The organism is Ekhidna sp. (assembly GCF_965227465.1).
Classification (GTDB): Bacteria; Bacteroidota; Bacteroidia; order Cytophagales; family Cyclobacteriaceae; genus Ekhidna.
On sequence record NZ_OZ245746.1, the window covers coordinates 3,275,345 to 3,300,022 of the forward strand.

A 24,678-nucleotide genomic window follows, 5' to 3' on the forward strand; every position below is an offset into this window, starting at 1 on the left:
ATTATTTATTTCGCTTAACGCGAGAGAACAAAGAAATTTTATTGTCGAATAAGAATTGCCAAATCACTTTTGAGTAGCTTTTATGAGCGTAAAGGTTATCATAATATTCTCCTGCAATTTTCTTAAGTTCCGGAAGCTTTGAACCTGGAATGGTTGGGAAATCATGATGCTCGTTATGATAGCCTACATTCCAAATAAGTTTGTTCCACCACCCGTAATACGAGTAAGTTTCTTGACCTTCTTTATAGATAAAGTGCTCAGCCACGAAATGACCTGATATCGGATGAAGTCCGGTAGCCAGAGTGGTTGATATGGCTAAATACAAGAGTCCTGGCCAGCCCGCTAAGAAATATAATCCAACCATTGCAGAAGTTTGTACCAGTGCATTTATAATTTGCCACTTATCGGGAACTAACGGATGTACAAAAAGTGGTCTAATAGCATAAACCGGAATTTGAATGATTAACCAAATAAATTTACCAATAGGTCCCCTGAAGACTCTCGCCTCCCATTTAACCGCCAAATCTGTATCAACTCCTTCTTTACCTTGATGCCAATGATGCTTTGCGTGATAAGCTTTAAAAGCCATTGCAAATGGGACTACAATAGGAAAGTTTACAATGATGGCCAACCAATTATTTAACACTTTATTTTTAAACGCTAAATCATGAGTGATTTCGTGAATAGCCAACACTAAAATATGTGTTAGCGTGGTGCCAACTAGAATAACTAGCAATGCAAACAACCATGGATTTTCTGGTAAGAAAAAAATTGGTATACTGAGTTGCAGTGCAGCCACGATGAGTGTCTTAATAATTAAGGAAGGATCATTTCCGAATAATTTTTTCACTTCAGGGTGCGCTTCCATAATCACTTTTCGCCTTTGAAAGTGAGGCTCCTTCTCTTCGCTCCAGGTAAAATCTTGTTGCTCCATATCTATATGCAAATTTAACTAATGAGGGCGTAAAATAGTTTTCGACATCAACCCACCAACCTTATTCAATAATCGCATCAAAAAATCCGCCTTCTTTTTATCAAAATTCGATATTGATTCTATCTCAAACTCTTTTACATCAGAAAGGACTTTTCCTTTAAATTCTTCCACCAAAACATGATTTTCGGAAACAAAAACAACTTCTTGCTCGAAATAGTAGCTTACTAAATCGTAGTTACTGCTTCCAAAAATCAATTTCTGCTCATCTATCAGAATGGCTTTCATGTGAGACATTCCAGGATATTCTTTCAATTGGAAGTATCCTTTCTCTTGCTCTGATAAAATGATGTTTTTAAAAATCGACTTATTATTCTCCTGCGGAGAAATAACTGTTATCTGTATACCCTTGTCAGCTAAAGATCTTAATACCCCTAATAAAGGCTCAGAAATATATGGAGAAATTACGCTGATTGTTTTCTTAGCAAAAGTCAGATGATTGAAAAAATCATTATAAAGCTTTTCACTATTAGATCCATTGAAAAGAAACAATTCCCCCTGATCAGTTTCAATCATTCGGGATTGATTTATCCCTTGCCAGGTTAAATCAAAGTCTTCAACCAAACTGGCTCCTAATTTTTCGCTTGAGACCTGAACCATCATGTCGTGCCACTCAAAATTATGATCACTAAAATTGATGCCCCCCAGAAAGCTGGTTTGACCGTCCGCAATCACCATTTTTTTATGATTACGTAGGGGATATTTCTGACCCAGGAATCCGACTGGATTCGTAAATTTCACTCCGATCCCTGATGCTCTTGCTGTCTCAATAAGTTTTGCAGTTTCTTTCACTTCATTCCGAAAAGCTCGATCCTTGAAGTACTTGAATGATTTTACGAAATGGTCATTGATCACCACTTTTGAATAGCTATCAATAAGCAGACGCTTATCCTTTGCCGGGCTAGCTTTCATGATATCGATCAACCATTTTCCTGCATCATCTCCTTCGAAAGTCATAGCTTGCGCTAAGAATGAATCTGAGGCACCTAATGCCACCTCTTCAAGACGATCCATGAATGTCTTAGAACCTAGTAAGATTTGTGATTTGGCCAATGATAATCTTTTGATGCAAAAGTAAAGTATGCTAATCCATATACTCTACTTTCTCTAAGTCGAAAATAAATGATCCCACTGTCATGTCTATTTCAAGCCTTAAAGGATATCTATTGCTATCATCACTCATGATTACTCTGCCGCTTTTCCCTGACTCAAAATATTCTCCCTCGGGAAAATCCAGCCCAAACTCAAGTGCCCTAACTTTCCTCCCAGAATATTTATGTATCGTACTTTTGCCCGGAAGCATTCGAAATTCATATAGATCATTTGAGAAAAAGGTCCTAACCTCTACCGTATTTGCAAATTGAGATTTATCCCTGCTTCTTAGCCACATATAGGTGCTGAGTGCATCCCGAATTGGAACATTCCCCGCATCGAATTTATGATATCTCCATTCGTCCAAGTCTTCAATATAGGCCTTAATGGAGACTGAGTCCGCATATGAGAAGTAATCGTGTCGTATATCTATAGAGCCTTTTCCTTCCATATCACGATCCGACCTGAGCGGTTGAAGTTTGTCTCTTTCAATTAAAGATTCCATGCAAACGCTCAGTTTTGAAAATACCTTAAACCAACTAGCCGTTGTAACAGTGAATTGAATTTTATAATGAGGTTTTTTGGTACTGCTGGGATAATGGAATTCGGGATCAAGCCATACTACTGCCTCACCAATATTGAACCACCCAAACTTCATGTTAAAAGTAAGTTTCTCGCCAGGTTTGAATGGATATGATTTATTTTGAGCTTCAGATGGATAAACTCCACAAAACAATATGACTAGTACACAAATCCTAATCCAACCTTGAAAGATTGACTTAAATGAAAATTGCTCTTGTTTGTCCGTATGATTTTTCACGTCCTGGTGGTGTTAAGTCTCACATAGTGAGTTTATCAAAACATCTTGCAATAATAGGGCATCAAATCAAAATCATTGCGCCCAATATTAACGCCAATTTAGTGGAAGAAGAAAACGTTCACTTTTTTGGACGAAATCGTTCCGTAAATATTGGTGGTACGAAGATTGACCTGAATGTTGCCCTGGGAGAAGAGAAAAAAGCTTTGAAAAATTTTTTAAAGAAAGAAGCATTCGATGTTATCCACTATCATACCATATGGAACCCTTTCGTTCCTTTACAAGTCTTAAAGCATTCTAGTGCCAAACAAGTAGCAACATTTCACGATACGCCTAAAAGTCAGTTTGTGGGTGATTGGATTATGCCAGCAGTTGCTAAAGGTATTTTTACGTTTTTGGATCAGATTATAAGTGTCTCCAAAAGCCAGTCGCAGTTTATATCACGTTTTTCCAAACGAAAAATTCACATTATCCCAAATGGTATCGATTTGGGTGAAATAGCGCAGATCGCTCCCACAAAAAACAGCAGAAATGATGACCTATTTCAGATGTTTTTCATGGGTAGGCTGGAACCGAGAAAAGGGGTGATGCATGCACTTCAGGCTTTTCATCAATTGAAAGAACGCTACCCACAGATGAAACTTATCATCGCCGGAGATGGCGATGGTCGGGCTGAAGTAGAGCAATATATTAATGCTCACTCTCTTGTTGACGTGGAACTATTAGGATTCGTTAGTGAGGCGGATAAATATAGATTACTAAAAGAGTCTGATATCTATCTGGCACCTGCACTTTATGGAGAAAGTTTTGGAATAGTGTTGCTAGAATCAATGGCTGTAGGAACACCGATTGCAGGATATGCAAACTCAGGATATAAAAATGTAATCACAGCAGAAATGGAAGATGGGTTTGTAGAGCCTGGAAAATTAGACCAACTAGTTTCGTGTATTGAAAAATTAATCCCTACTTCAAAACGTGAAACTTTAGCTAAGCACGGCCTGGAAGAAGTGAAAAAATATGATTGGGCAGAGGTATCGAAAGAGGTGAATGAAGTTTACTTGAAGTAAGCCTTCACCTTCTCAATCACATAATCCATATCCTCCTCATAAAGATCACCGATTACAGCGACTCGGAATGTTTTGCTTTCAGGAATTACACCAGGATAGATGGTAATACCTTGTTCAAACAAATAATCATGGAAGTGATTGAAGTCTAATCCGGGTTTATCAAGATTCAAGGCCAGCAAAATCTTTGATTCCTGTTCTAATGGTAAAAAAGGTGTAAACCCTAACGCTGTAAAACCATCATACAATTTCTGCCAGTTAGCCTGATAGCGCTTCCAACGATTTTCCAGTCCCTCTTCCGCATGTTCCCTAATAGCTTCCAGGAAAGCATAGCTCGTCTGAACCGGAGGTGTAAACCTTAACTGATCTTTTTTCTGCAGATTGTCCCACTGTTTGTATACATCAAAGTAGAAACCTGTCCCATTAGCCTTTAAATCATCTGTGCAATTTTTATGAAAAATCACAAATGACAACCCGGCCATTCCATGAATACATTTATTTGAACTTGAGAATAAGTAATCAATTTCAAGTTTAGCTAAGTCCATTGGATAAGCACCAAATGAACTCATGGCATCAACGATGTACTTAACACCTGTCTTTTTACATATTTCAGCCACCTCCTCTAATGGATCCATCATACCAGTTGATGTCTCGTGATGAACCATTGCCAAGTGTGTATAATTGCCAGACTCGAGTTCTTCCATGATCTTCGCTGGCTCGGGGTAATCTCCAAATTCAAACATGGAAGTGTTTTTCAAGCCATAACCGTCACATATTGCCTTGATTCGGATTCCATAAGCCCCATTGGTGATGATTAACACATGATCATTTTTACCGACGGCTGAAACCATGCATGCTTCCATAGCACCTGTCCCACTTGCCCCAAAAAGTGCGACACGATGAGAATCCTGAGCGTTTCCTACCTTTAAAATTCCATCGCAGATATCATGCATCACTTGGCCGAATTCACCCTCACGTGGACAGATATCCGATACCAGTTGAGCTTCTTTTACCCTTTGCGATGTTGTCGCCGGACCCGGGTTTAGTAATATTTTACGGGTCAATTCTTTCTTATGCAGCATATATCTAAAGATTAATGGCAATTACACTCCTAAATTCTTCATAAAAGCTTCTTTGTTCTGGACAGGTGTAGTAGTCGGTCTGCCCAAATCAGCTCTTGAAGACTCTGTCGTTCGTACTTCCAACATAACTGGCCCTTCAGCTTTTAAAAACTGATTCCAGGCTTTATTTAGATCTTCCATTTTTTCTACAAGCCACGTTTGCTTATAGCCAGAAGCATCTGCTATTTTCTGAAAATCAATTGAGAACCCAACAGTTGCTTGCCCACCAACAGATTCGTGGCATCCATTATTAATCAGAATATGTTTGAAATTATTTGATGACAGGTTACCCGCAATTGCCCCTGCACCCATGTGCATAATCATAGCTCCATCACCGTCCAAACAATAAACCGGTCGATCTTTTTTGCTAAGCGCAATTCCCAAAGCGATTTGGGAAGCATGACCCATACCTCCAACTGTAAGGAAGTCCTTTCCATGGCCCATCTCATTTCTAGCTCGTATCTCAAAGACTTCTCTAGAGGATTTACCAGTAGTAGAAACAATCACTGCCTCCGCTTCCATCTCCGTAAGCATCCATTCAATTACCTCCTCTCGATTAATCGTGTAAGGGTTCTCCACCTTCGTCTGAAGCTTGTATTTTTCAAATGTTCCTTTTCTTACTAAAAATGCATAAGGAGCATTCTTTTCGTTCATGACATTAACGGCACTTTCTAGTTGCTTATTAGCTTCTTCCTCATCCTCAGAAAGGATGGCATACGGAATCTCCATTGCTTGAAGTAATTCCTCGGAAATTCTACCCTGCTTTACATGCTGTGGTTCATCTTTTACACCTGGTTCTCCTCTCCAGCCAATCATCAAAAGCATTGGAATAGAATACACATCACTATCTGCAAGGGAAGTGAGTGGGTTAACGCAATTTCCAAAACCAGAATTTTGCATATATACCAATGGAATCTTTCCGGTAGCTAAATGATGCCCCATAGCCAAGGCGATTGCTCCACCTTCATTAGCAGCAATGATATCAGATCCTTCATCTGTCATAACAGAGCAAAAGTCCTTTAACAGTGAATCAGGAACTCCAGCTGAAAAATCAATGCCTTGGTTTCGAATAGATTTTAAAAACTTCTGAGGATCTAACATTTTAGTTTGGAAGAATGGTCAATATTTCTTTGATAGACATACAGAACTCGTCAGCTTCTTTTGACCGCTTGTTTGCCAAAATTGATTCTGCCGTTTTCTTCATCGCTGGAAAGGCTGCTCTTAAAAGATGATTGGCATAAATGACAATACTGAATCCGGCTGCATGTAATTCTTCTTCTGTAAACTGATTGTAAGAGGATGGAACAGAAACAACAGGTACTTTGTATTCAAACTCTTGATAATGCTTCATGAATTCCATGATCTCAGAACCATCTTTATGGCGACTATGAATCATAATTGCATCAGCTCCAGCTTCTATATAAGCTTTAGCTCGTGCTAATGCATCTTCCATGCCATGCTCAGCTATCAGGCTTTCAAGTCTAGCAATGATCATGAAATCTTCAGTTACTTGAGATTTCTTACCTGTGTTTATTTTCTCACAGAAACCTTCGATTGTATCAAGCTCTTGCTTTACTTCTGTCCCAAAAAGGGAGTTTCTTTTCAAGCCAACTTTGTCTTCAATAATTACAGCAGAAACACCTAATCGCTCAAGGTTTCTAACAAGCATAGCAAAGTGCTCGGTAACTCCACCTGTATCTCCATCAAGAATAATTGGCTTAGTGGTTACGTCCAGTATATCATTGATAGTATTAAATCTGGATGTTCGATCTACATACTCAGTGTCTGGCTTTCCTTTAGCTGTCGAATCCGTCAGTGAGCTTACCCACATTGCATCAAATTCTCTGACTTCATTTTCTGAAGCGACCGAAGTTTGTTCCACGATAAGAGCTGAAATGCCATTGTGGGCCTCCATTACTCTAACAATATCTTTGGACTCTAATAATCTTCTGAGCATTCTTCTTCGAATATCAGGGGTGGTTCCAACTTCTTTCATTGCAGCTCTAAGACCGGTAGATGAGATACCTGAAGTATATTCAGGTTCCACTAACTCACCACCCCATTCTTTGAGCAACTTTACTACTTTGTCTCTAATATGTTTTTGAGGTCCACTTTTCCAATCACTCCCGTGAACAACGTAATCAGGTTTCAGGGCACGAAGGTTCTCTTCATAATCCAACTCTTTCTGTGGAATCACCTCATTCACTCCTTTCAAATTCTCCAGAATTTTTTTCCTTTCGTCATAAGACAAAAAGGGTGTCCTGCTATATTTACTAACGGCCTTATCTGACAATAACCCAACGGTTACTTCGCCCAATTCACGGGCAACTTCGATAATATTAACATGACCATGGTGAATGAGATCTGTGCCCATTCCTACGTATACTTTCTTCATTGCGATTTAGAATATTCTATCTTCGCGCAAAAGTAATTGGAAACCGAGGGATTCTCCTCTTTATTTTCAAGAGATGACGCAAACGATTGAAACTGCTGTAATATTAGCTGCTGGAAGAGGCACACGACTGCAACCTTACACTTTTGATATCCCCAAGGGATTCATGCCTGTTGGTGATGAACGACTCATAGAGCGATCGGTTCGTGTGCTTAAAGAGAATGGCATTAAAAATATTATTATAGGAACTGGTCATCTGCACGAGCATTATGAAAAGTTTGCCAAGGAAAACGGGCTAACAACATTCTTAAGTCCAGATTATGCCACTACTGGCAGTTTCCACACATTGATTTATGGCTCTGAGTTGATCAAAGGAGATTTTTTACTTCTAGAGTCCGATTTACTTTATCATTCTGATGCGATTAAGGAGTTGCTTCATTCGGACGCTAAAGATGTAATCCTATGCAGTGGATTCACCCAATCAAATGATGAAGTTTATGTTGAGTTAAAAGATGGAAGATTAGAAAATCTTTCGAAGAAAAAAGTAGAATTAAATTCTGTAGATGCTGAGCTAATTGGTATATGGAAAATTTCCACTGACCTGCTGGAAAAATTAAAAAAACATCATAAGGAAGCTGAAGATGGCATAACTAAAGATTATGAAATTGCGATTGCTCAACTAGCTGACGAACACAAGGTTAGTGTATTGAAGTTGGACGATTTAGCGTGGTGCGAGATTGATAACCAAGACCACCTGGAGCGAGCTAAAGAACGTATTCTTCCTAGATTAGATTAGGCTAGGCGCATGCGGATTACCCACCATATAGCGCGGGTCATTTAAATTTTTTCGCTTATTAGAATAGTATAATTCCCTTTTATCACCTTGTGAAAGTGGATTGTACACCCCATAAAGTATTCTTCTTCCGTAAGATGAATCATTCTTAGCAGACCTATGAGGTAATCGCTCTGTAAAAAGGATTACATCACCTGGTTCTGTTTCTATTGGAATCCACTCTAGCGAATCCTCCACTTTCTGAGAAATCTTTGAGAAATTAGGATGCTCTGGATCAGGCGTTTCCATGGGAAGTATTTCAAGTTTGTCGATATTCCAATTGTTCACCACTTCAAAACACCCATTCGCTCTTGTGGCTTTATCCACGCTTACCAGAATCGAAATATACGGTATTGAGCCCTCCTCAAATGCTTCCATCGCGCCGCTCTCATAAGCGACTCCATCCTGATGAGCAGAATGTGCTCCACCTCCCGGAGGTTTAAAATTGATTCGATCCTTGTACAAGACGGGTAGCTCGCCCATCAGCCCACCAATAAAATCAGTTATTTCTTGAGATAAAAAGAGTTGTCCTAGCCTCGCATGATAAGGCACAAAGTTCTCAATTCTGGATAAATTAGAAGGATGATCCATCTCATAGAAGTGAAGGTATTTGGACATATTCTGTGGCCACTTAGCGGTCTCATCTACCCATTCGGACACCTTTTCAATTTGATCTTTGAAAAGTCCTCTTTTGACTAGATAGGAATTTGCCTTCCATAATTTCTTGTCGTTATCTGTGAGGGTATAGTTCATTTTTTCAACTAGGCATTATTCATCCAAACAGGAAAGGTAGAAGTTATCAGTGAGCTATTGTTTAAGCAACGATCAATTAGTTCACTTATTTTTTTGGTGGATACCAAAGGCCTGATTCTTGATCCCTCCAACCCCCAGTGCCAAGGTATCCGTACATGAGTTCAAGATAGGCTTGAGAATTTTTTGGCACATAAACCTTTTCATTGAGAAAAAATATTTCCTCCAAAGGAAAGACTAAGTTCTTTGGTAAGTGCTGTCTCTCGTTAGGCCATTTTGCTTCTACGAACGAACGGATTGTTTCACCTTCATCCTCGTAAAAGAAAATATCGAAATCGAATCCTTTATAAGAAAAGAATACTTTTGGTCCAAAGTGTTTATGAGAAGTATCATAAAATCTTAGTCCTTTGGGCATCTCTTTTTTCAACTCACACACTTTTGTGTAGGACTTTTCCATCATGGCCACATCAACGTCGATATCATGAGGAATTATACTATTGGATCGATATTGGCCAAGTAATGTTCCAAAGTCTAACCAGAATGGTTCGTTTGTCTTCCTTAATGCTTGGACAGACAATTGATACATTTCTTGCAAAATTTGAAGCTTTCGCTTTTGATATTGACCAGGCAAAGCGAATAAAATTACATTTGCAATTCTTTGGAGATATTGAATGAGGCGATTCATGATGCAAAAGAAGGTAATTCAATCAAACTAAGTAGAATCATTGAACAAACTGAAGATAAATAAGCCAATTGACTTGGTCTACACTTGGGTGGATGGAAATGACCTGGAGTATCAGAAATTGGTAAATGAATACTCTGAAAAGCCGATAGACCTTAATCCTGAGCGTTACAGGGATCTATTTCAATTAATGAAATACAGCCTACGATCTGTTGAAAGATTTGCGCCTTGGATTAATCATATTTACATCTTCACCATCAGACCTCAGAAACCTGAGTGGCTTGATGTAGATCATCCAAAAATATCCATCATTCATCACGATGAAGTTTTTAACCAGGAAGATATTCCTACTTTCAACTATAATGTCATTGAAAGCTACATTCACAAAATTCCAGGACTATCGGATGATTTTATTTACCTAAACGATGACTTCCTGTTCGGTAGTGAAATATATCCTGAAGATTTCTACACAAAAGATGGGAAGGTATTGATCCACGGGACACTTTTTGGCGAAAATCTTGGCTGGCGTATTTATAATAAGAAAAATGATATTGTAGGTCTTGGTTTAATTGAACACTCCCCTTTGCTAATTCGGAAAAACTGGTGGCAAAAAATGCATGAAGCCCGTCCGGAATTAATTGAAGAGATCAAGTCACACAAGTTTCGGGAAGGAACAGACGTTATGGCATATAAACTATATCGCTGGTATTCACTGAAGCATCAGGCAGGACATGTGAAAGCCATCACACTTCCGGAACTACTGAAAATTCACTCTTTTCACAAAATCACTAACAATCTGAAAAAGCAAGAAAGGGCTTTTAAATGGCTGAAAAAGAAACAACCAAAGTTTTATTGTTTAAATGATGATCAGGGTGATAATCCTAATCTGAAAGTGGTGAAAATTGTACAAGAATTTTTAGCTGAATATTATCCTGGAAAGTCCGAATTTGAGAGATAATTAACTTACCTCTAGGGTTTAACGATATGTTATCCAAGCAATTTCCATTTTGCATTATTTGTCAATTTATCATTGACCATGAAATAATAATTATTGATGAAGCTTATCAGATGGAATTCCTAAACAATTAAATCAAATGAAATACAACAATTCCAAATTTTAATCAATTTTTGCAGTTATGAACATACTTGAGCGAATCAACGATATTTTTCGATTCTCAGAAGGTAAAGGTTGGATTGAAAGAACACCATCATTTATCCATGACTACAAAAAGTCTTACCCAAAGCTTTCAATCTTAGAAGATAACCATAGTGATATTCGTGAAGAATGTGAAAAACTTTTAGCCTACAAGGAAAAAATCACAAATATGGAAGGCCTGTATGGTGAGATGACAGTGGGAGGAATACATGATATTAAATGGAAATCGTTTGTGTTTAAGTCCGGACGATACGTTGAAAAGAACTGCGAAATGTGTCCTAAGACAGCTGCGCTACTTAAACAGATCCCTCGAGTAAAGCAGGCTTTTTTCTCAATTCTCGATCCCAATCAATACATTAGGCCGCATCAAGGGTATTACTACGGGTTTTTAAGGTATCACCTTGGTGTAATCATCCCAAATAACAACGAGAACAATAAGTGTTGGATTCGAATAAATGATGATCCGATCGACAACAAAAATAATGATGATGATTCAATCATTAAAGGTGAAAAATACCACTGGAGAAATGGTGAAGGAATCATGTTCAATGATAACTATATTCATGATGCAGAGAATGGATCTGATGAAGTAAGGGTAATTTTATGGATAGATATTGCAAGAAAATTTCCATGGCCATTGGAAATTTTGAATAGATTGATCTTAAAATTAGCCTATTTTATTCCTGATGTTAAAAAAGCTTCAAAAAGAGCTGAAGTTGATTTCGACTTTAAGCCGAAATACACTTAATCCTAAATTAAAAACTATTTATGGGTATCCTTAAGCTCCTGCTTAGCTCGTCTAAAAGGTTGTTTTTCTTCGCCACCCTTACCAGCATCCTTACAGGGGTTTTTTCTACATTCGTCATTAAGGTGATCCATGAGGCTATCCAGGATAATGGATATGATGCAAACAACTTTATAACCAATTTCTTCTTATTTCTGATTTTGTATGGAGTATTCTCCTTAATATCATCTTACTCCATCACTTTCCTCACTCAGAAAATTATCCAAGAGCTTAGGATTAAACTTTCTACGAGCATATTGAAAGCAAAATTCGAATCCATCGAACACCATCAGCAAAAATTACTTCCTATACTAACTGAAGATGTGAAGACAATAGCTAATTCTATAGATCGCCTTCCGAGTGTAACGACCGGCTTAGCCAAAGTAATTGGAATCCTCATTTATATGATCTGGTATTCACCTACTCTTACTATTGCAACTCTCATCATTCTCGTTTTTGTCATGATTCTTTCAAAGTTTGCTTTGCCATATGTTAGAAAATACGCTGATCAATCCAGAAATTATCTTAATTCACTTTATGAGCAGTTTCATGGTTTGGTTTTCGGGATAAAGGAACTTGCACTCAATAAATCCTCAAAAAAGAAATACTTGAATGAATTCATTGTGCCAACCAGTGATAGACAAAATAAGGCCTATCTGAAGGAAAACATTGTCAATTCAACCATAAGTAGATCTACAGATCTTATTACTTTTCTAGCTATAGGATGTCTCATTATCATTGTTTTTAAATACAAATTTGTTTCACTTGATGTCTTTGGGGAGTACCTAACCTTGGTGCTATTCACACTTGCTCCCATTGCCACCATCACAGGTTTTTTTGGGAATTTTAAGAGAATTGAAGTCGCAATTGATCAGGTAAACGCGATCGGTTTAGAGTTAAGCAATAATAAATTAGAAGAAGATGGTCTGGACACCTTAACAAAAGCCGAAAACAAATCAATTATCAAAATTAATCACCTTGAGCACAGCTATTATCATAGTGATAAAGATCAGCACTTCGCAATGGGTCCAATCGATTTGTCTGTTAAAGAAGGAGAAACACTATTCTTAGTTGGAGGCAATGGAAGTGGGAAAACAACGCTTGCCAAATTGATCCTTGGTCTCTACAAACCATTGGCAGGGCATGTTGAATACTTTGGACAAAAAATTACTGCGAAGAATATTTTTTCTTATCGATCTCATTTCGCTGCTGTTTTTACTGATTCTTACCTGTTTCAAAAGTTTCTTGATGTGGAAGAAGCCTATGTGGAGGAACATGGCAACAGGCTTCTACAAGTATTTCAGCTAGAAAAAAAGGTGAAAATAGTTGATCACGGCTTCTCAACTAAACGCCTTTCTGAAGGTCAGAAAAAGAGGCTTTCACTCATCAACGCTATTCTTGAAAATAAGGACATTTATTTATTTGACGAATGGGCAGCTAATCAAGATCCTGTTTTTAAAGAAATATTTTACCAAGAGATCATTCCTTACTTGAAAGTTTTAGGCAAAACTCAAATTGTCATTTCTCACGATGATCAGTACTTTCATCTAGCCGATCGGGTAGTAAAACTTAGAGATGGAAAAGTAACCGAAATGAAAAGTTGACAGCTGTTAAAAACTATATTGTTACAGCAGCCAATAGTAAATTTTATAAGAGTTTTTGCTTACTCATGTATAGCTACAGGCGAGCTAAAGAATATGAAAATAGTCAAGTGATATTTTATGATTTGGGCTTGAGCGAAGATCAAGCCCGAACGATTAAAACAAAGTCCAATCAAATTTTTGAGCATGTTGATTACCGGATTTTTAATTATGAAAATTATCCGGATTTTGTAAACCCCTCTTTTAATACGTATTCCTGGAAGCCAATCATTATTCATTTATGCAGTCAGGAAACAAAAGGAAATTTTCTCTGGATGGACAGTGCTAACTGCATTTTAAAAAACCTAAAACCCATCTGGAGAGAAATTGAAACTCAACTCACGTATGCTCCAATCTCCGGGTCGGGGACGCTTGAAGAATGGACAGTGCAACAGACCTTGGATTATTTGAACGTTCCTAAAGAATTTTACTCAAAAAGGAACAAGGCAGGCAATACGTTCGGTTTTTCCAATAAATCAAAGATTGTTAATGAGTTAATAACCAAATGGAAAGATTTAGCATTAATAAGGGAATGTATTAGACCAAAGGGTGCTAATAGATCTAATCATAGAGATGACCAATCCTTGCTGACCATCCTACTACTAGATTATGCCAATAAAGGACATTTCAAATTAACTACTGATGAAGTAGACATTAGTTCTGGACATCCAACCAAATTTCTGAGCGTACGAAATAAGTTTCCGAAAGGCATGCCGCTTAGTCCCGGAGGTTTAGCGTTTCACTATTTTAGTTTGCTAAGGTTCTTAGATGTTATGGTGAATAGGATAAAAGGCAATTAAATAAACTCTGAACAGACATTAGTCAAACCATTATTTCATCCTTAAGTCAAGTCTTAGCAACTTCGCAACATTATGAAGGTCCGTTTAATAATTCTTATAATACTGTTGCTCTTAGACTGGGGTATTTGGGTGCTAATGCACGACTATATGTCCATCAGAAATTATCTGATAATTATCCTTACAGCACTATTTATTGACTGGAGTCTATTGGTGATTTTACATGATTATTTATCTGGTAAAAGCTATTATAAGGATCTGCTAGACCACCAAAGGCTTAAAAGGCTATCTCTAAAGGAGTTGGATACCAAGTGGGAGCAAGCCAAGGAAAAATCAGACATCATTGTTTCTTTAACAACTATACCTGAACGTATAGATTTTCTGGAATTGACTCTTAAAAGTCTGCTCTACCAAAAAAGATTACCTAAGAAAATAATCTTAAATATCCCTCATCAATCCTTTCGAACAAAGAAAGAATATTCACAGCCCAATTGGCTAATTGATCTTAAAGGAGTTGAAGTTAACCGTGTAGAAATTGATTATGGGCCAGCGACTAAATTTATACCAACGTTAGAAGCATGCTCAGATAATCAACTGATACTTGTAGTAGATGATGACCACATTTATCCGGCTAACTACATTGAAGAATTTGAACAAGCGTCAGAAAAATATCCCGATTACATTTTGGCTGGAAGTGGATGGAGGGTTCCTGCCGATTTGGTTGATAGAGACACCACGCTGAAGATGAATCTTTTTAATATACCCCCATCGCCAGAGAAAGGCACAAGGTTGAAAAAAATCAAGAAAACTGATATTATTCAAGGGTATGGTGGATATTTAATCAAACCTGCTTTTTTTGATTTGGAATCCTTGAAGAATTTTCCGGAAACACCTTCGCAATTACGTTTTGTTGATGATGTTTGGATCAGTGCTCATGCACTAGTCGATAAATATATTATTCCACTTAAAAGATTCTGTTTTAGCACTCCATGGATCCGAAAGCTATCAAAAGAGTCAAGTTTGTCAACAATAAATAACAAAGGCAAGGAAAAAGATGAAGACCGGCATAATTCAATTGCAATAAAATATTTTAAGGACAAATGGAACCTAATGGAGTAAACTCCCCAAGAGAAACAGGCACTTTTAACACCCTACTTTTTATTAAAATAGCATCAGCGCTTGTAATCATTAGTGTTTTCTCCATGTCACTTTTCAGGGATTTCGATCATGATGAATTTGAAGCTGTTCATACCGCTTGGAAAATTTTAACCGGTGAAGTAATCTATATTGATTTTTTTCAGCATCATCATCCATTTTTCTATTACCTAATCATCCCGTTCATAAAACTTATCGGCGAAAAAACATTAACGCTACTAATCTTAAGATTATTTATTTTCTCCTTTTTTCTCGGGATTTTAAGAATTTCATACCTGCTTATTAGAGACATTTTTGATAGTAATAAAATAGCTTGGCTAGCCATCCTACTTTTAGTCTCTACATCGATGTTCAGTCAAAAGGCGATTGAAATAAGGCCCGATGTTCCACAAGTGTTCTTTGGGCTCTTTGCCATTTTTACTTACCTCCGAAACTTCAAGGGTGACTCAAGAAATCCACTTTATTTAAGTGCGCTCTTTATGGCTATATCGTTCCTTTTTTTACAAAAAACCTTTTTCATAATAGCAGGGCTGGGATTGACCCAGATTTATCATTTGTATATTAAAGAATTGTCAATAAAAAAATTGACCATCTATTGGTCTGTTTTTATCCTGTGTATTTGCCCCTACTATCTATACCTTTCTTTCACGGATCAAATTGGAACTTATCTCTTCTGGAACTGGACCCTAAACATGAATTTTGTAGGCTCTTTTTCTCCTTTCAACACACTCATTGATTCATTCTACATTAATCAGTTCATATGGTTATTCTACTTCGTCGGATTAGTAGTTTTTTTTCGACACCAAAAAACCTTAATCCTCTTGTCGCTCCTGCTATTGGCCTTTATATTTCTAGTACAAGCCCCCTACCGACAATATTTCATGCCCTTTGTGCCGTTTATGTGTGGAATTTCAGCTGCTGCGATGCTGAGAGTCCTGAATGAAAAACAAACAAAAATAATTGTAGCGTTAACAGTTCTGGTCCCAATGATCTACTTTATAAGATCAATTATTGTCTATCCCAACAAACCAGAATTACAAAAAATAGATTGGGTATTGGATCAAACAGAACCAATGGATCATGTTTATGATGGGGACATTTACTTTAATCTGTATAGAAAAGATATTGACTTCTTTTGGTACAGTACAGATCCCCAAAAAGGCGGACTTGTTACTTACAAAAAGCTTCGAAACTATGATTATAATATCTACGAAGCAATTAACAAACACAGTCCCAAAATAATATCAGGGCTTTTTATTGAAGATATGAATCGTCCGGAAATAAAAGAGAACTATTTCCAATCGGAAGATTATCCGGACTTATATATTCGGAAAAATAATTAGTTCAATGTTCTTATTTTAAGAATAAGTACTTGCTATTTTATCCTGTAAGTCAATGCCAATTTCGCCCTGAAATTGTTTTTTTCATTTTCCTCAAATAGAAAATTATTTCTGTATATCGCCAGTACTTGAGCATTCAAGCTGAAATCCTTAAGCATTTTGATGTAGTCTGCTCCAATGAGAAACTCATAATCTGTCGGTTCGTCTTCAACACCTCTAAAAGTTTCTGTTACATAGTCATCATTATATCGAATTCTTTGCACAGTTAAACCATACTTACCTTTCGGACGATACATATTTAACCACAGAATGTCTGAATTGGAACCAGGGCCAATTCCTGCACCAACTATTTGTCCATTATTTGTATACCCATTCTCCACAACAGAATGTACATAATACGTCGCTGCAATTCCAGGGAAAATAACTTGTATTTGATTATTGCTAAGCGTCGTATTTTCATAATTAAACTCAACTAACCCACCATTTTCTAAATCAAATGTTTTCGTGATCCCAATCGTTCTTGCCCTTGTTCGATCAGGATGTTCTATCATATCTAAAAAGCTACCAAAGAAGTCATTTCTGGCATATTCAATATAGAAATTCAGACCTACCTGAGCCAAATAGTACTCAAGAACGACAGAAAAGAGTTGATCATATTCATCATTTTGCGTAAAAGCAGTTGGATCCCCTGTATTCTTTAAAAAAGCACTGAAAAAGTCTTCAGTATCGAGATCTCCATCTGCCCACCGCGTATACATGATTCTATTGAGTCCAAAAGTCAGCCCTTCAAGATATTTCGGCTGATAACCAAATGAAAGTCCTGTAATATACTTTCGGTCATTAACAGGATTTTCATCAAAATAATCAGATTCATACATTGCTCCCCAGTACCACTTGAACTCCATCTTACCGATTTTGGTATTTATCGGCTTTGATGTACCAAGGTCTATATGCGGAAATCCCGCAGCATTCTTGCTCATAATAATCGGATTATACCTAGATGGCCCCCATGAGAAATTAGCGGTAGAAAATCCGACAGTAAAATTCTTATAAACCAATCTCAATTCAGATTGACCCCAGTCAAATTGGTGAACCGCATCGTCACCAAATCGCATTACCCAATCAATTCTATTTTCAACGGGATATGAAAATTCGCTTTTATTATATGGTCCTGGTGGAATACGAAAAGAACCATTTTGAGCGTACCATAGTACTGGAGAAAAACTAAAGTGAAGTATTCCCAAATTCCCTGTAAATCCTCCAGTGATAGAGGTATTCATCCCTTTACCGTTCCATACGGCTCCATTGTTATAACCTCTGGGATATTTATGATTATAGACAAAAGAGATGCGAGGCTCTAAAATCGAAAAGCTACGCTTAGCATCACCATTAAAGTCAAGAGAGAAGTCATCTTTCCACATATTCCACTGGAGCACACTATCCGTTCCATATGAAGTCATTATGGATGGACGAATCATAATTGGTCTGGTCTCAAGTGTTGGATTCTTAATCAATAAAACACGGTAATAGTCCTCTGTATAATCGCCCGGATAGAAAACCTGGGCTGAAGAGCTTAAAGAAATTAGAAAAAGAATAAGTGTAAAATATATAAACTTCATTGGGCAAAAATATCCTCAAAGTTTTGTCAAAATCCGAAAGTCATTGAATTAATACGTCTTTAATTTCACCTTCCTCTTGATATTCAAGATCTGTATTTACCTCCCAAAGATTGGTGTTTTTCTCTCCAGCTATATTTTGAGCAACCAGAAGTCCCATTAAAATAGAATGATCTTGATTATTGTATTTAAAAGATCCATACCTTCCTATTGGTACAAGTCGATCAATGCCATCAACAAAATTTTCCAGGATCTTTAACGGTTCCTGATAACCGGTTTCGTAAACGGGATAACACCGAGGAATTCTTATGACTTTCGAGTTAAGAATTTCCATGTGTTTTGGTATAAGATTCAGTTTCCCAAGTTCTTCTTTGGCTATTTCTGAAAGCTTATCATTTTCCATTTTCCAAATTTCATCTTGATCAAATGCCCAAAACTCAAGACATATAATGGAGGTGTTTTGATTCCCATAAAGGGTGGGGCACCAATTCCTGAAATTTGTGATTCTTCCATGCTTTACATCCGGCGAATGCACGTAAATCCAATTATCCTCAAAAAGTTCAACTCCGTCTATCTCTAAATAAACTAAAATCGTGTTTCTGAAATAGAGTTGATCTGCAGCAACTTTAACCTGCTCTGGAGTATTATCCAGGCCTTTTATCATGGAGGTCAGGGGCATTGTAGAAACAACATGATCGGCATTCACGCTACTACCATCCATCAACTCAACTCCCTTTGCGACGTTATCTTCGTTAAGAATCACTTTTTTAACCGGAGTGGATAGTTTGATCTTTCCTCCATTAGACCTGATTTTACTAGCGCACTTCTCATAAAGCTCACCAGTTCCATTCTTAGGGTAGGAAAATTCGTCAACCAAAGTCTTGTGCTTGTTCCCTGCGTTTCCTTTGATAGCTGATAGCACTGCACCTATTAATGAAAGTGTCTTTATTCTTTGAGCAGCCCAGTCTGCATCTATTCTAGAGCAGGGAATTCCCCAAAGTTTCTCAGAATAGCTTTTAAAGAATATTTCATACAATTTCTTTCCAAATCTATTAGTAACCCATGACTCAAAAGTCGTTGGATTTTTAATTGGGTTAATTCGTTGTATTGAATAGTCCCACAAAATCCTAATTATGGTAAATGGATTGAGGTTGAAAAGCACATTGGTAAACTTTAACGGGTATTGGAAGAACCTATTTTTATAATAAATCCTGGTCAGTCTTTTTACGCTTGTATACTCACCATCTAAAACTTCCACAAAGAACTTGTTGATTGCTCTGTCTTTGGAAAAAAAACGATGAGGACCAAGGTCAACCTTTTGACCCCAAATCTCAAAACTTCTTGACATTCCGCCTACGTACTCGCTAGCTTCGAGTACCTCTACCTCAAAACCTTTCTTTGAAAGCTCATAAGCGCAACTTAAACCAGCAGGGCCTGCACCAATTATTAACACTTTGGTCTTCTCATTATTCATTAGTAGGCTCAATTGTCATTAGTTTTGCGAAACTATATAACAACCTCAAGGTATTTGTATTAAATAAGAAATTAAGCTTTTTAAAAACAGAGTTTAATCAATTGGTAATTTTTATGCGATATTATATTCATTTTTTAGTATTCATTTTTCTGTCATGCGGACCAACTAAGCAAGAAAAAAAAATCACTTCTAATCCTTCTTCTATTTCAAAAGATTTAATCGAGAAAGCCGGACCCAATTACAAGATCTATTATGATGAAAAGGAGGTTAACCTAGAAGAAGTAGAATACAATGAGATAATAAATCAAACCAAATCCATTAAACTAGTAGTCAATTCATGCAAAGAGATAAAGGCAGATTATTTGAATTATATGATGAAATCATATCAAACTGTAACGCTTGAAGAAGAGTTAATTGAACCTATGTTTGATGCAGAACATATAGGACAATTCATTGTATGGCAATATGTAAATAGAAAAACAGATTGCTTATCAAGCATTTTTGGATCTATAGATAAGATATTTTTACATGGTGATTCTGAAGCTGTTTTCCTTGCAAAATATGGAATTATGGAATCCATGATTCAAGAGTCCAGAAAGCTAGATGTAAATTATAACACAGCTTATTTACCTTTTTTTAGCGAAGATTTGACAAAAAGGTTTTTTGATTTTCTTTACACGGAAATTGAGAGTGGTTCTTCCTGATAAACTGTTCTACCAATCAATCCTCTTTAGCAGATCCAACATACTCGTATCTTCCACCTCGTTACACACGCTATTCTTCTCATCAAAACCTTCTCTACCTACAGGCCTGCCACCAGACACATTTTGTCGTGAAAGATATTCTTCTAATGATTTGGTGTAATAATGATTGATGCGCCAACCTATTTGATCAACATCAGTGAGCATCTCACCTTTTTTATACCATTTATACAACCACCAGTGAGCACTGTAAGCAAATCGGTTCCTTGATAGAAAATCACCATTTCCAAGATCTTTATGGTCTGAGTAGTTCACTTCTCTTTTTGTGTAGGCTTCTAAGACAGTTTTTTCTGGTTTTGTCTCATATCCATTATTCCCAAAGTTGATCCTTGGTATCTTAATACCTTTAATTTTTTTTGCGTCAACCGTCTTCAACCAATCCTGCAAATTATCCTCTCCACTTAGAGGAAAAAGAAATTCATCCACATCGATCTTCATCAGCCACTGAAACTCCTTTCTATAAGTTTTTGCTGCGTGCGAGAAGCCCATATGATTCTTATTTCTTTGCCACCACTTTGTGGCTCCATCATACTTAGTACCATCTAAGTGAGTCCAGGGATGTCGGGTGACATAACCCTTCTCTTCATAAGGTTTCAGAAGTGCTCTAGTCTCCTCTGTATCATCTTGATCGAATAGATAAAAATGATCAACACCAACCTTAATATGGTAGTCTAGCCAGGTTTCCAGGTAGGCATTTTCATTTTTAAAATTTGTAGCGAAGGTCAGGAAGTGTTTCTTAGCCATCTATGTATAATTGGTATCAACTTCAAAGTTATATAATGCGCTCTCATCAAACTCTTCTACACACTTTTTAAGTACGAAAAACTCATTAAATGCCCATTTCATAAAACCAGGAATTTTGTAAAATCTGATTTTAGTGGATATCTCAAGTATTTTCATGGTGGCGATCCAAAAGTCATGAACTGGAGTTCTGTCCTTTGTAGGATCAGCCAAACTCTTTACCGTTTCTCTTTCAAAATCTTTCTTCGGAGAATAGGAGTCATTCCTGTATTCTCTGTCATGATAGATTACTGATTCCTTTATCACGCCTATTTTAAATCCATGACTTAGTGTTCGGTGGCAATAATTGTTGTCCTCAGCATAATGGTAAAAGAGCGGATGAAAAACGCCAACCTCCTCAATGCATTTTCGTGGTAGCATCCATGCGGCTGCATTGACAAATCCTGCTTCGATTGGAGAGGAATGTTGTTCAATGTGGTCTTCATCAAAAGGGGTCTTTACTGTTTTGTACCTTCGAACAAACTTTCTGAAATTTTTATCAAAAGCATCTCCCTTACCGTTCATATGAATTGGAGATAAAATGCCATAATCTTGATTTGCTTTAAGCCCATCGATTAAATGCTCAATTGAATCAGGTTCTACCCAGGTATCTTGATTTAACAAAAAGAAATAGGAGTAGCCTTGACTCAGTGCAAGTTTTATCCCAATATTATTCGCCCCACCAAAACCCAGATTTTTGCCTGTTTTGATCAACTGAAGTTTTTTTGGATAATTTTCTATCAGTTCGACGGTATGATCAGTGGACCCATTATCAATAATGATAACATCCGTAGGACTCGAAGATAAGAAAAGGGTATCAAGGCAATTGCTAATCCACTTTCCACCATTGTAAGTTACTATTATCGTACAGCAATTTGCCTGCTTCTCTGATGCAACTAAATCACTATTATCCATTGTTACTTGTTTGCCGCTGCAAGTTGTCGTTTTTTTGCGATTTAAACCAAAAGGAAAGTATTTGAAACTTCTCTACTATTTACTTCGAACCTCTAAGAAGAATTTTGTAATAGCATCTCTGGGGAGCGTTATAACAGGAGTTTGTTCCACGTTATTGATTAAGACTATACATGAAACAATAAATACTGGCATAGAGGACCTTTTATTTTTTAGTGTTAAAGTAGGGATTCTTTTAATCGCCTATCCACTTTTCGCAGTACTTAGCTCTTTCATGCTTGCTAAGCTCACGCAGACAATCATCCACAACCTGAGAGTACAACTTTCCACCAAAATTCTAAATGCAAAGTATAGTGAAGTAGAGAAAAATAAGGAGCGACTTCTGCCCATGCTTACTCATGACATTTCGACTATCTCTGTAGCAATTAATAGATTTCCAGGCATAGTCACAGGTCTTACAACTGTCATTGGCCTTTTCATCTACATGATATGGCTATCTCCAATACTTTTTGGTTTCACGATCGTCGTTTTCGGACTCACATTTATAATCGTTTCATTCACCCTTCCACTTTTAAAAAAATACACGCATCAGGCACGAATGAAATGGGATGAAGTATTCGTAGAACTTGAAGCTGTCGTGAAAGGCATCAAGGAGCTCAGTCTGAATCAAAAACTAAAGCATACTTTTCTCGATGAACAGCTGACAAAGAAAAGTGCACAGGAAAAAGACCTAAAAGTAAAAGAGAGTGTCGTCAATTCCCTGCTATCAAGAATGACGGATGTCATGCTACTCTTCGGAATTGTTATTTTGATTTTTGTAATCTATACGACTCAAATTGTTGAGTTTGACCTTTTAGGTGAGTTTCTTTTAATCTCGCTCTTCACCGTTTCCCCGCTTTCATCAGCGACTGGTTTCCTAGGGAACATTAAGGCAATTGAAGTTGCCCTAAATAATATTGAGCAAATGGGTCTCAAGCTTGTTACAACTAGCAGAGACATCCATAAACTCGAAACCGATACAAGCAAGCCTGGAGTAATCGAGTTAAAGGGCGCAACCTATACCTACTACAATGATACCGAAGACGACCAATTCTTATTGGGACCAATAAACCTAAAAATCCAGCCAAATGAAGTCATTTTCATCGTTGGTGGAAACGGTAGTGGGAAAACTACGCTCTCTAAGCTGCTACTTGGGCTGTATACTCCTCAAGAGGGACACATATCGTATAATACCGAAAAGATTGATACTGAAAATTTGAACGGATACCGTGATGAATTTAAGGCCATCTTTGACGACTCATACCTCTTTGATAAACTTTTGGCAAAGTCAGATTCATTACCTGCAGATTATGCAAATGATCTCATCAAGGCATTTCGAATAGACCGAAAAGTAAGCATGGTAGATGGAGCTTTCTCGACAACTCGACTATCTCAAGGTCAAACTCACCGGTTGAGGCTTATAAGTGCTATCATGGAAGATGCTAATATTTATCTGTTTGATGAGTGGGCAGCAAATCAGGATCCTTCCTTCAAAAAGATATTCTATAACGAGATCATCCCTGATTTAAAAAAGAGAGGAAAAACGGTAATTGCTATTACACATGATGAGCTATTTTTCGACTGTGCAGATCGAATAATTAAATTAAGAAATGGAAATTTAGTTGAGGAGCGTTAAGCGTTCAACATTTTCTTGAGTTCGTCAAAGCTTACAAGATTCATAAGCTCTTTTCTATTCTTATCCATTTGATCGTATTCAAAAAATATGTTTGTTTCAGGAATACTCTGACCTATTTGGTGCTTTTTCGAAAGAATGCCAACACCCCAATCCGAATCAATACAACACGAATAGACAGACTTGTTAAAGCGCCATTTCAAAAATGCTTTCCAGGTTGTTCCATTCCAGAATCCGCCAGCAGGTGTATCTGCATAATAATAGGATTCTCTGGCATGCCATTCTGTTGGAGGGTTACAATCATGCAGCACAATAAATCCATCATCTGCCAAATACCTCATTGAATTTTCTATGTCTCTATGAACCTGGTCAGCTAAATGAAGACCATCAACAAAAATCACATCAAACTTAACATCGTTAGAAAGTACTTCTCCACCGTCTAGCTTAGCGTAAAAATCATCACTTGTAACCTTAAAATCAGCAAGATTTTCTTTTGCCTCTAAGCCCGGGTCAACACTGTATTTTGTAGAAGCTTTAATATCATTAAAGTTCTCCTCAGGATTTCTCACTCCTATTTCAAGATAAGTCACATCTCGTTCTAAATACGAAATCAGGTAGTTAATTACTTCCGTTCGTTTCGGAGACTTAGCCCTCTCCTCCTTTGTCTTTCGTTTCCCTCTGAAATGAATTACATCACTTGTCTTTGTTTTTTTGGATGGCAAGAAGGCTCTAAATCTTAAAAATGGTAGTCTCAATATCCTGTCATTTAGGTTAGGTCGGTAAAAATAAACTACTATTCACCAAAAAATAGTAACCGAATGGAAACCAGCTAATTAATAAGGGTGAGAAA

The 24,678-nt window shown here is 37.2% G+C and carries 23 protein-coding genes; 10 read left to right on the forward strand and 13 right to left on the reverse strand.

Going from position 1 to position 24,678, the window contains the following annotated elements; genetic code table 11:
* Window position 1 precedes the first annotated feature (1 nt).
* From ACO05G_RS14525 to ACO05G_RS14535, 3 genes are read right to left on the reverse strand one after another with little or no spacing between them, the layout of a single operon-like run.
* Window positions 2-934, reverse strand: a complete 933-nt coding sequence (locus tag ACO05G_RS14525; RefSeq protein ID WP_348281915.1) for a fatty acid desaturase — start codon at window positions 932-934, stop codon at window positions 2-4.
* Between the two features lie 18 nt (window positions 935-952).
* The gene (locus ACO05G_RS14530; RefSeq protein WP_421763400.1) at window positions 953-2,044 is read right to left on the reverse strand and encodes a phospholipase D-like domain-containing protein; all 1,092 of its coding nucleotides are present in this window, start codon (window positions 2,042-2,044) and stop codon (window positions 953-955) included.
* Window positions 2,045-2,075: 31 nt separating this feature from the next.
* Window positions 2,076-2,903 (reverse strand): DUF3108 domain-containing protein, encoded by an 828-nt coding sequence (locus ACO05G_RS14535; RefSeq protein ID WP_348281913.1) that lies wholly within the window; start codon window positions 2,901-2,903, stop codon window positions 2,076-2,078.
* Between ACO05G_RS14535 and ACO05G_RS14540 the strand changes: the two genes are divergently transcribed.
* A complete protein-coding gene (locus tag ACO05G_RS14540; RefSeq protein ID WP_421763401.1) occupies window positions 2,867-3,967 on the forward strand; it encodes a glycosyltransferase family 4 protein in 1,101 nt (366 codons plus the stop codon). The genes ACO05G_RS14535 and ACO05G_RS14540 overlap by 37 nt on opposite strands.
* Here ACO05G_RS14540 and ACO05G_RS14545 read toward each other — a convergent pair.
* Genes ACO05G_RS14545 through aepX form a run of 3 tightly spaced genes read right to left on the reverse strand, consistent with a single transcriptional unit; the run spans window position 3,955 to window position 7,480 of the window.
* Window positions 3,955-5,046: a 2-aminoethylphosphonate aminotransferase gene (locus ACO05G_RS14545; protein WP_421763402.1), complete on the reverse strand. Its 1,092-nt coding sequence runs from the start codon at window positions 5,044-5,046 to the stop codon at window positions 3,955-3,957. The two genes, ACO05G_RS14540 and ACO05G_RS14545, sit on opposite strands and share 13 nt — an antisense overlap.
* A gap of 21 nt (window positions 5,047-5,067) precedes the next feature.
* Complete coding sequence (aepY, locus tag ACO05G_RS14550; RefSeq protein WP_421763403.1) at window positions 5,068-6,186, reverse strand: phosphonopyruvate decarboxylase; 1,119 nt, start codon at window positions 6,184-6,186, stop codon at window positions 5,068-5,070.
* A 1-nt stretch (window position 6,187) separates the two neighbouring features.
* Window positions 6,188-7,480, reverse strand: coding sequence for a phosphoenolpyruvate mutase (gene aepX, locus ACO05G_RS14555; protein WP_421763404.1), 1,293 nt, complete (start codon window positions 7,478-7,480; stop codon window positions 6,188-6,190).
* Between the two features lie 73 nt (window positions 7,481-7,553).
* On the opposite strand from aepX, the gene ACO05G_RS14560 reads away from it, so the two are divergent.
* Window positions 7,554-8,273 (forward strand): sugar phosphate nucleotidyltransferase, encoded by a 720-nt coding sequence (locus tag ACO05G_RS14560; RefSeq protein WP_421763405.1) that lies wholly within the window; start codon window positions 7,554-7,556, stop codon window positions 8,271-8,273.
* Here ACO05G_RS14560 and ACO05G_RS14565 read toward each other — a convergent pair.
* Both ACO05G_RS14565 and ACO05G_RS14570 read right to left on the reverse strand, forming a co-directional pair.
* Entirely contained in the window at window positions 8,265-9,062 is a 798-nt protein-coding gene (locus ACO05G_RS14565) for a phytanoyl-CoA dioxygenase family protein (protein ID WP_421763406.1), read from the reverse strand. The two genes, ACO05G_RS14560 and ACO05G_RS14565, sit on opposite strands and share 9 nt — an antisense overlap.
* A gap of 85 nt (window positions 9,063-9,147) precedes the next feature.
* Window positions 9,148-9,744: a LicD family protein gene (locus tag ACO05G_RS14570; protein ID WP_421763407.1), complete on the reverse strand. Its 597-nt coding sequence runs from the start codon at window positions 9,742-9,744 to the stop codon at window positions 9,148-9,150.
* A gap of 40 nt (window positions 9,745-9,784) precedes the next feature.
* On the opposite strand from ACO05G_RS14570, the gene ACO05G_RS14575 reads away from it, so the two are divergent.
* The 6 genes from ACO05G_RS14575 to ACO05G_RS14600 all read left to right on the forward strand — a co-directional run bounded on the left by ACO05G_RS14575 (window position 9,785) and on the right by ACO05G_RS14600 (window position 16,616).
* Window positions 9,785-10,699 (forward strand): Stealth CR1 domain-containing protein, encoded by a 915-nt coding sequence (locus ACO05G_RS14575; RefSeq protein ID WP_421763408.1) that lies wholly within the window; start codon window positions 9,785-9,787, stop codon window positions 10,697-10,699.
* Window positions 10,700-10,877: 178 nt separating this feature from the next.
* Window positions 10,878-11,645 (forward strand): aspartyl/asparaginyl beta-hydroxylase domain-containing protein, encoded by a 768-nt coding sequence (locus ACO05G_RS14580; protein ID WP_421763409.1) that lies wholly within the window; start codon window positions 10,878-10,880, stop codon window positions 11,643-11,645.
* Window positions 11,646-11,665: 20 nt separating this feature from the next.
* On the forward strand, window positions 11,666-13,285 hold the full coding sequence (locus ACO05G_RS14585; RefSeq protein ID WP_421763410.1) for a cyclic peptide export ABC transporter: 1,620 nt from the start codon (window positions 11,666-11,668) through the stop codon (window positions 13,283-13,285).
* Window positions 13,282-14,121, forward strand: a complete 840-nt coding sequence (locus ACO05G_RS14590; RefSeq protein ID WP_421763411.1) for a DUF1647 domain-containing protein — start codon at window positions 13,282-13,284, stop codon at window positions 14,119-14,121. Before ACO05G_RS14585 ends, ACO05G_RS14590 begins: the two co-directional genes overlap by 4 nt.
* Window positions 14,122-14,268: 147 nt before the next feature.
* Window positions 14,269-15,237 (forward strand): hypothetical protein, encoded by a 969-nt coding sequence (locus ACO05G_RS14595; protein WP_421763412.1) that lies wholly within the window; start codon window positions 14,269-14,271, stop codon window positions 15,235-15,237.
* On the forward strand, window positions 15,219-16,616 hold the full coding sequence (locus ACO05G_RS14600) for an ArnT family glycosyltransferase (RefSeq protein ID WP_421763413.1): 1,398 nt from the start codon (window positions 15,219-15,221) through the stop codon (window positions 16,614-16,616). The genes ACO05G_RS14595 and ACO05G_RS14600 overlap by 19 nt, the downstream gene beginning before the upstream one ends.
* Before the next feature lie 32 nt (window positions 16,617-16,648).
* On the opposite strand, the gene ACO05G_RS14605 is transcribed toward ACO05G_RS14600, so the two are convergent.
* Together ACO05G_RS14605 and ACO05G_RS14610 are read right to left on the reverse strand one after the other, a co-directional pair.
* The gene (locus ACO05G_RS14605; protein WP_421763414.1) at window positions 16,649-18,232 is read right to left on the reverse strand and encodes a capsule assembly Wzi family protein; all 1,584 of its coding nucleotides are present in this window, start codon (window positions 18,230-18,232) and stop codon (window positions 16,649-16,651) included.
* Between the two features lie 40 nt (window positions 18,233-18,272).
* On the reverse strand, window positions 18,273-19,703 hold the full coding sequence (locus ACO05G_RS14610; RefSeq protein ID WP_421763415.1) for an FAD-dependent oxidoreductase: 1,431 nt from the start codon (window positions 19,701-19,703) through the stop codon (window positions 18,273-18,275).
* Window positions 19,704-19,816: 113 nt separating this feature from the next.
* Here ACO05G_RS14610 and ACO05G_RS14615 point away from each other — a divergent pair, with 113 nt between their 5' ends.
* The gene (locus ACO05G_RS14615; protein WP_421763416.1) at window positions 19,817-20,407 is read left to right on the forward strand and encodes a hypothetical protein; all 591 of its coding nucleotides are present in this window, start codon (window positions 19,817-19,819) and stop codon (window positions 20,405-20,407) included.
* A 9-nt stretch (window positions 20,408-20,416) separates the two neighbouring features.
* Here the strand turns inward: ACO05G_RS14615 and ACO05G_RS14620 are convergent, their stop codons facing one another.
* Both ACO05G_RS14620 and ACO05G_RS14625 read right to left on the reverse strand, forming a co-directional pair.
* A complete protein-coding gene (locus ACO05G_RS14620; protein WP_421763417.1) occupies window positions 20,417-21,208 on the reverse strand; it encodes a glycosyltransferase family 92 protein in 792 nt (263 codons plus the stop codon).
* Window positions 21,209-22,159, reverse strand: coding sequence for a glycosyltransferase family 2 protein (locus tag ACO05G_RS14625; RefSeq protein WP_421763418.1), 951 nt, complete (start codon window positions 22,157-22,159; stop codon window positions 21,209-21,211).
* A 61-nt stretch (window positions 22,160-22,220) separates the two neighbouring features.
* On the opposite strand from ACO05G_RS14625, the gene ACO05G_RS14630 reads away from it, so the two are divergent.
* On the forward strand, window positions 22,221-23,831 hold the full coding sequence (locus ACO05G_RS14630) for a cyclic peptide export ABC transporter (RefSeq protein ID WP_421763419.1): 1,611 nt from the start codon (window positions 22,221-22,223) through the stop codon (window positions 23,829-23,831).
* On the opposite strand, the gene ACO05G_RS14635 is transcribed toward ACO05G_RS14630, so the two are convergent.
* The gene (locus tag ACO05G_RS14635; protein ID WP_421763420.1) at window positions 23,828-24,583 is read right to left on the reverse strand and encodes a class I SAM-dependent methyltransferase; all 756 of its coding nucleotides are present in this window, start codon (window positions 24,581-24,583) and stop codon (window positions 23,828-23,830) included. The two genes, ACO05G_RS14630 and ACO05G_RS14635, sit on opposite strands and share 4 nt — an antisense overlap.
* Between the last annotated feature and the right edge of the window lie 95 nt (window positions 24,584-24,678).

Excerpts from the sequence above, each read along its gene's own strand:
- ACO05G_RS14525 (WP_348281915.1), bottom strand. The coding sequence starts at position 934 with ATGGAGCAACAAGATTTTACCTGGAGCGAAGAGAAGGAGCCTCACTTT.
- ACO05G_RS14540 (WP_421763401.1), top strand. The coding sequence starts at position 2,867 with ATGAAAATTGCTCTTGTTTGTCCGTATGATTTTTCACGTCCTGGTGGT.
- ACO05G_RS14545 (WP_421763402.1), bottom strand. The coding sequence starts at position 5,046 with ATGCTGCATAAGAAAGAATTGACCCGTAAAATATTACTAAACCCGGGT.
- aepY (WP_421763403.1), bottom strand. The coding sequence starts at position 6,186 with ATGTTAGATCCTCAGAAGTTTTTAAAATCTATTCGAAACCAAGGCATT.
- aepX (WP_421763404.1), bottom strand. The coding sequence starts at position 7,480 with ATGAAGAAAGTATACGTAGGAATGGGCACAGATCTCATTCACCATGGT.
- ACO05G_RS14560 (WP_421763405.1), top strand. The coding sequence starts at position 7,554 with ATGACGCAAACGATTGAAACTGCTGTAATATTAGCTGCTGGAAGAGGC.
- ACO05G_RS14565 (WP_421763406.1), bottom strand. The coding sequence starts at position 9,062 with ATGAACTATACCCTCACAGATAACGACAAGAAATTATGGAAGGCAAAT.
- ACO05G_RS14570 (WP_421763407.1), bottom strand. The coding sequence starts at position 9,744 with ATGAATCGCCTCATTCAATATCTCCAAAGAATTGCAAATGTAATTTTA.
- ACO05G_RS14580 (WP_421763409.1), top strand. The coding sequence starts at position 10,878 with ATGAACATACTTGAGCGAATCAACGATATTTTTCGATTCTCAGAAGGT.
- ACO05G_RS14585 (WP_421763410.1), top strand. The coding sequence starts at position 11,666 with ATGGGTATCCTTAAGCTCCTGCTTAGCTCGTCTAAAAGGTTGTTTTTC.
- ACO05G_RS14595 (WP_421763412.1), top strand. The coding sequence starts at position 14,269 with ATGTCCATCAGAAATTATCTGATAATTATCCTTACAGCACTATTTATT.
- ACO05G_RS14600 (WP_421763413.1), top strand. The coding sequence starts at position 15,219 with ATGGAACCTAATGGAGTAAACTCCCCAAGAGAAACAGGCACTTTTAAC.
- ACO05G_RS14605 (WP_421763414.1), bottom strand. The coding sequence starts at position 18,232 with ATGAAGTTTATATATTTTACACTTATTCTTTTTCTAATTTCTTTAAGC.
- ACO05G_RS14610 (WP_421763415.1), bottom strand. The coding sequence starts at position 19,703 with ATGAATAATGAGAAGACCAAAGTGTTAATAATTGGTGCAGGCCCTGCT.
- ACO05G_RS14615 (WP_421763416.1), top strand. The coding sequence starts at position 19,817 with ATGCGATATTATATTCATTTTTTAGTATTCATTTTTCTGTCATGCGGA.
- ACO05G_RS14620 (WP_421763417.1), bottom strand. The coding sequence starts at position 21,208 with ATGGCTAAGAAACACTTCCTGACCTTCGCTACAAATTTTAAAAATGAA.
- ACO05G_RS14625 (WP_421763418.1), bottom strand. The coding sequence starts at position 22,159 with ATGGATAATAGTGATTTAGTTGCATCAGAGAAGCAGGCAAATTGCTGT.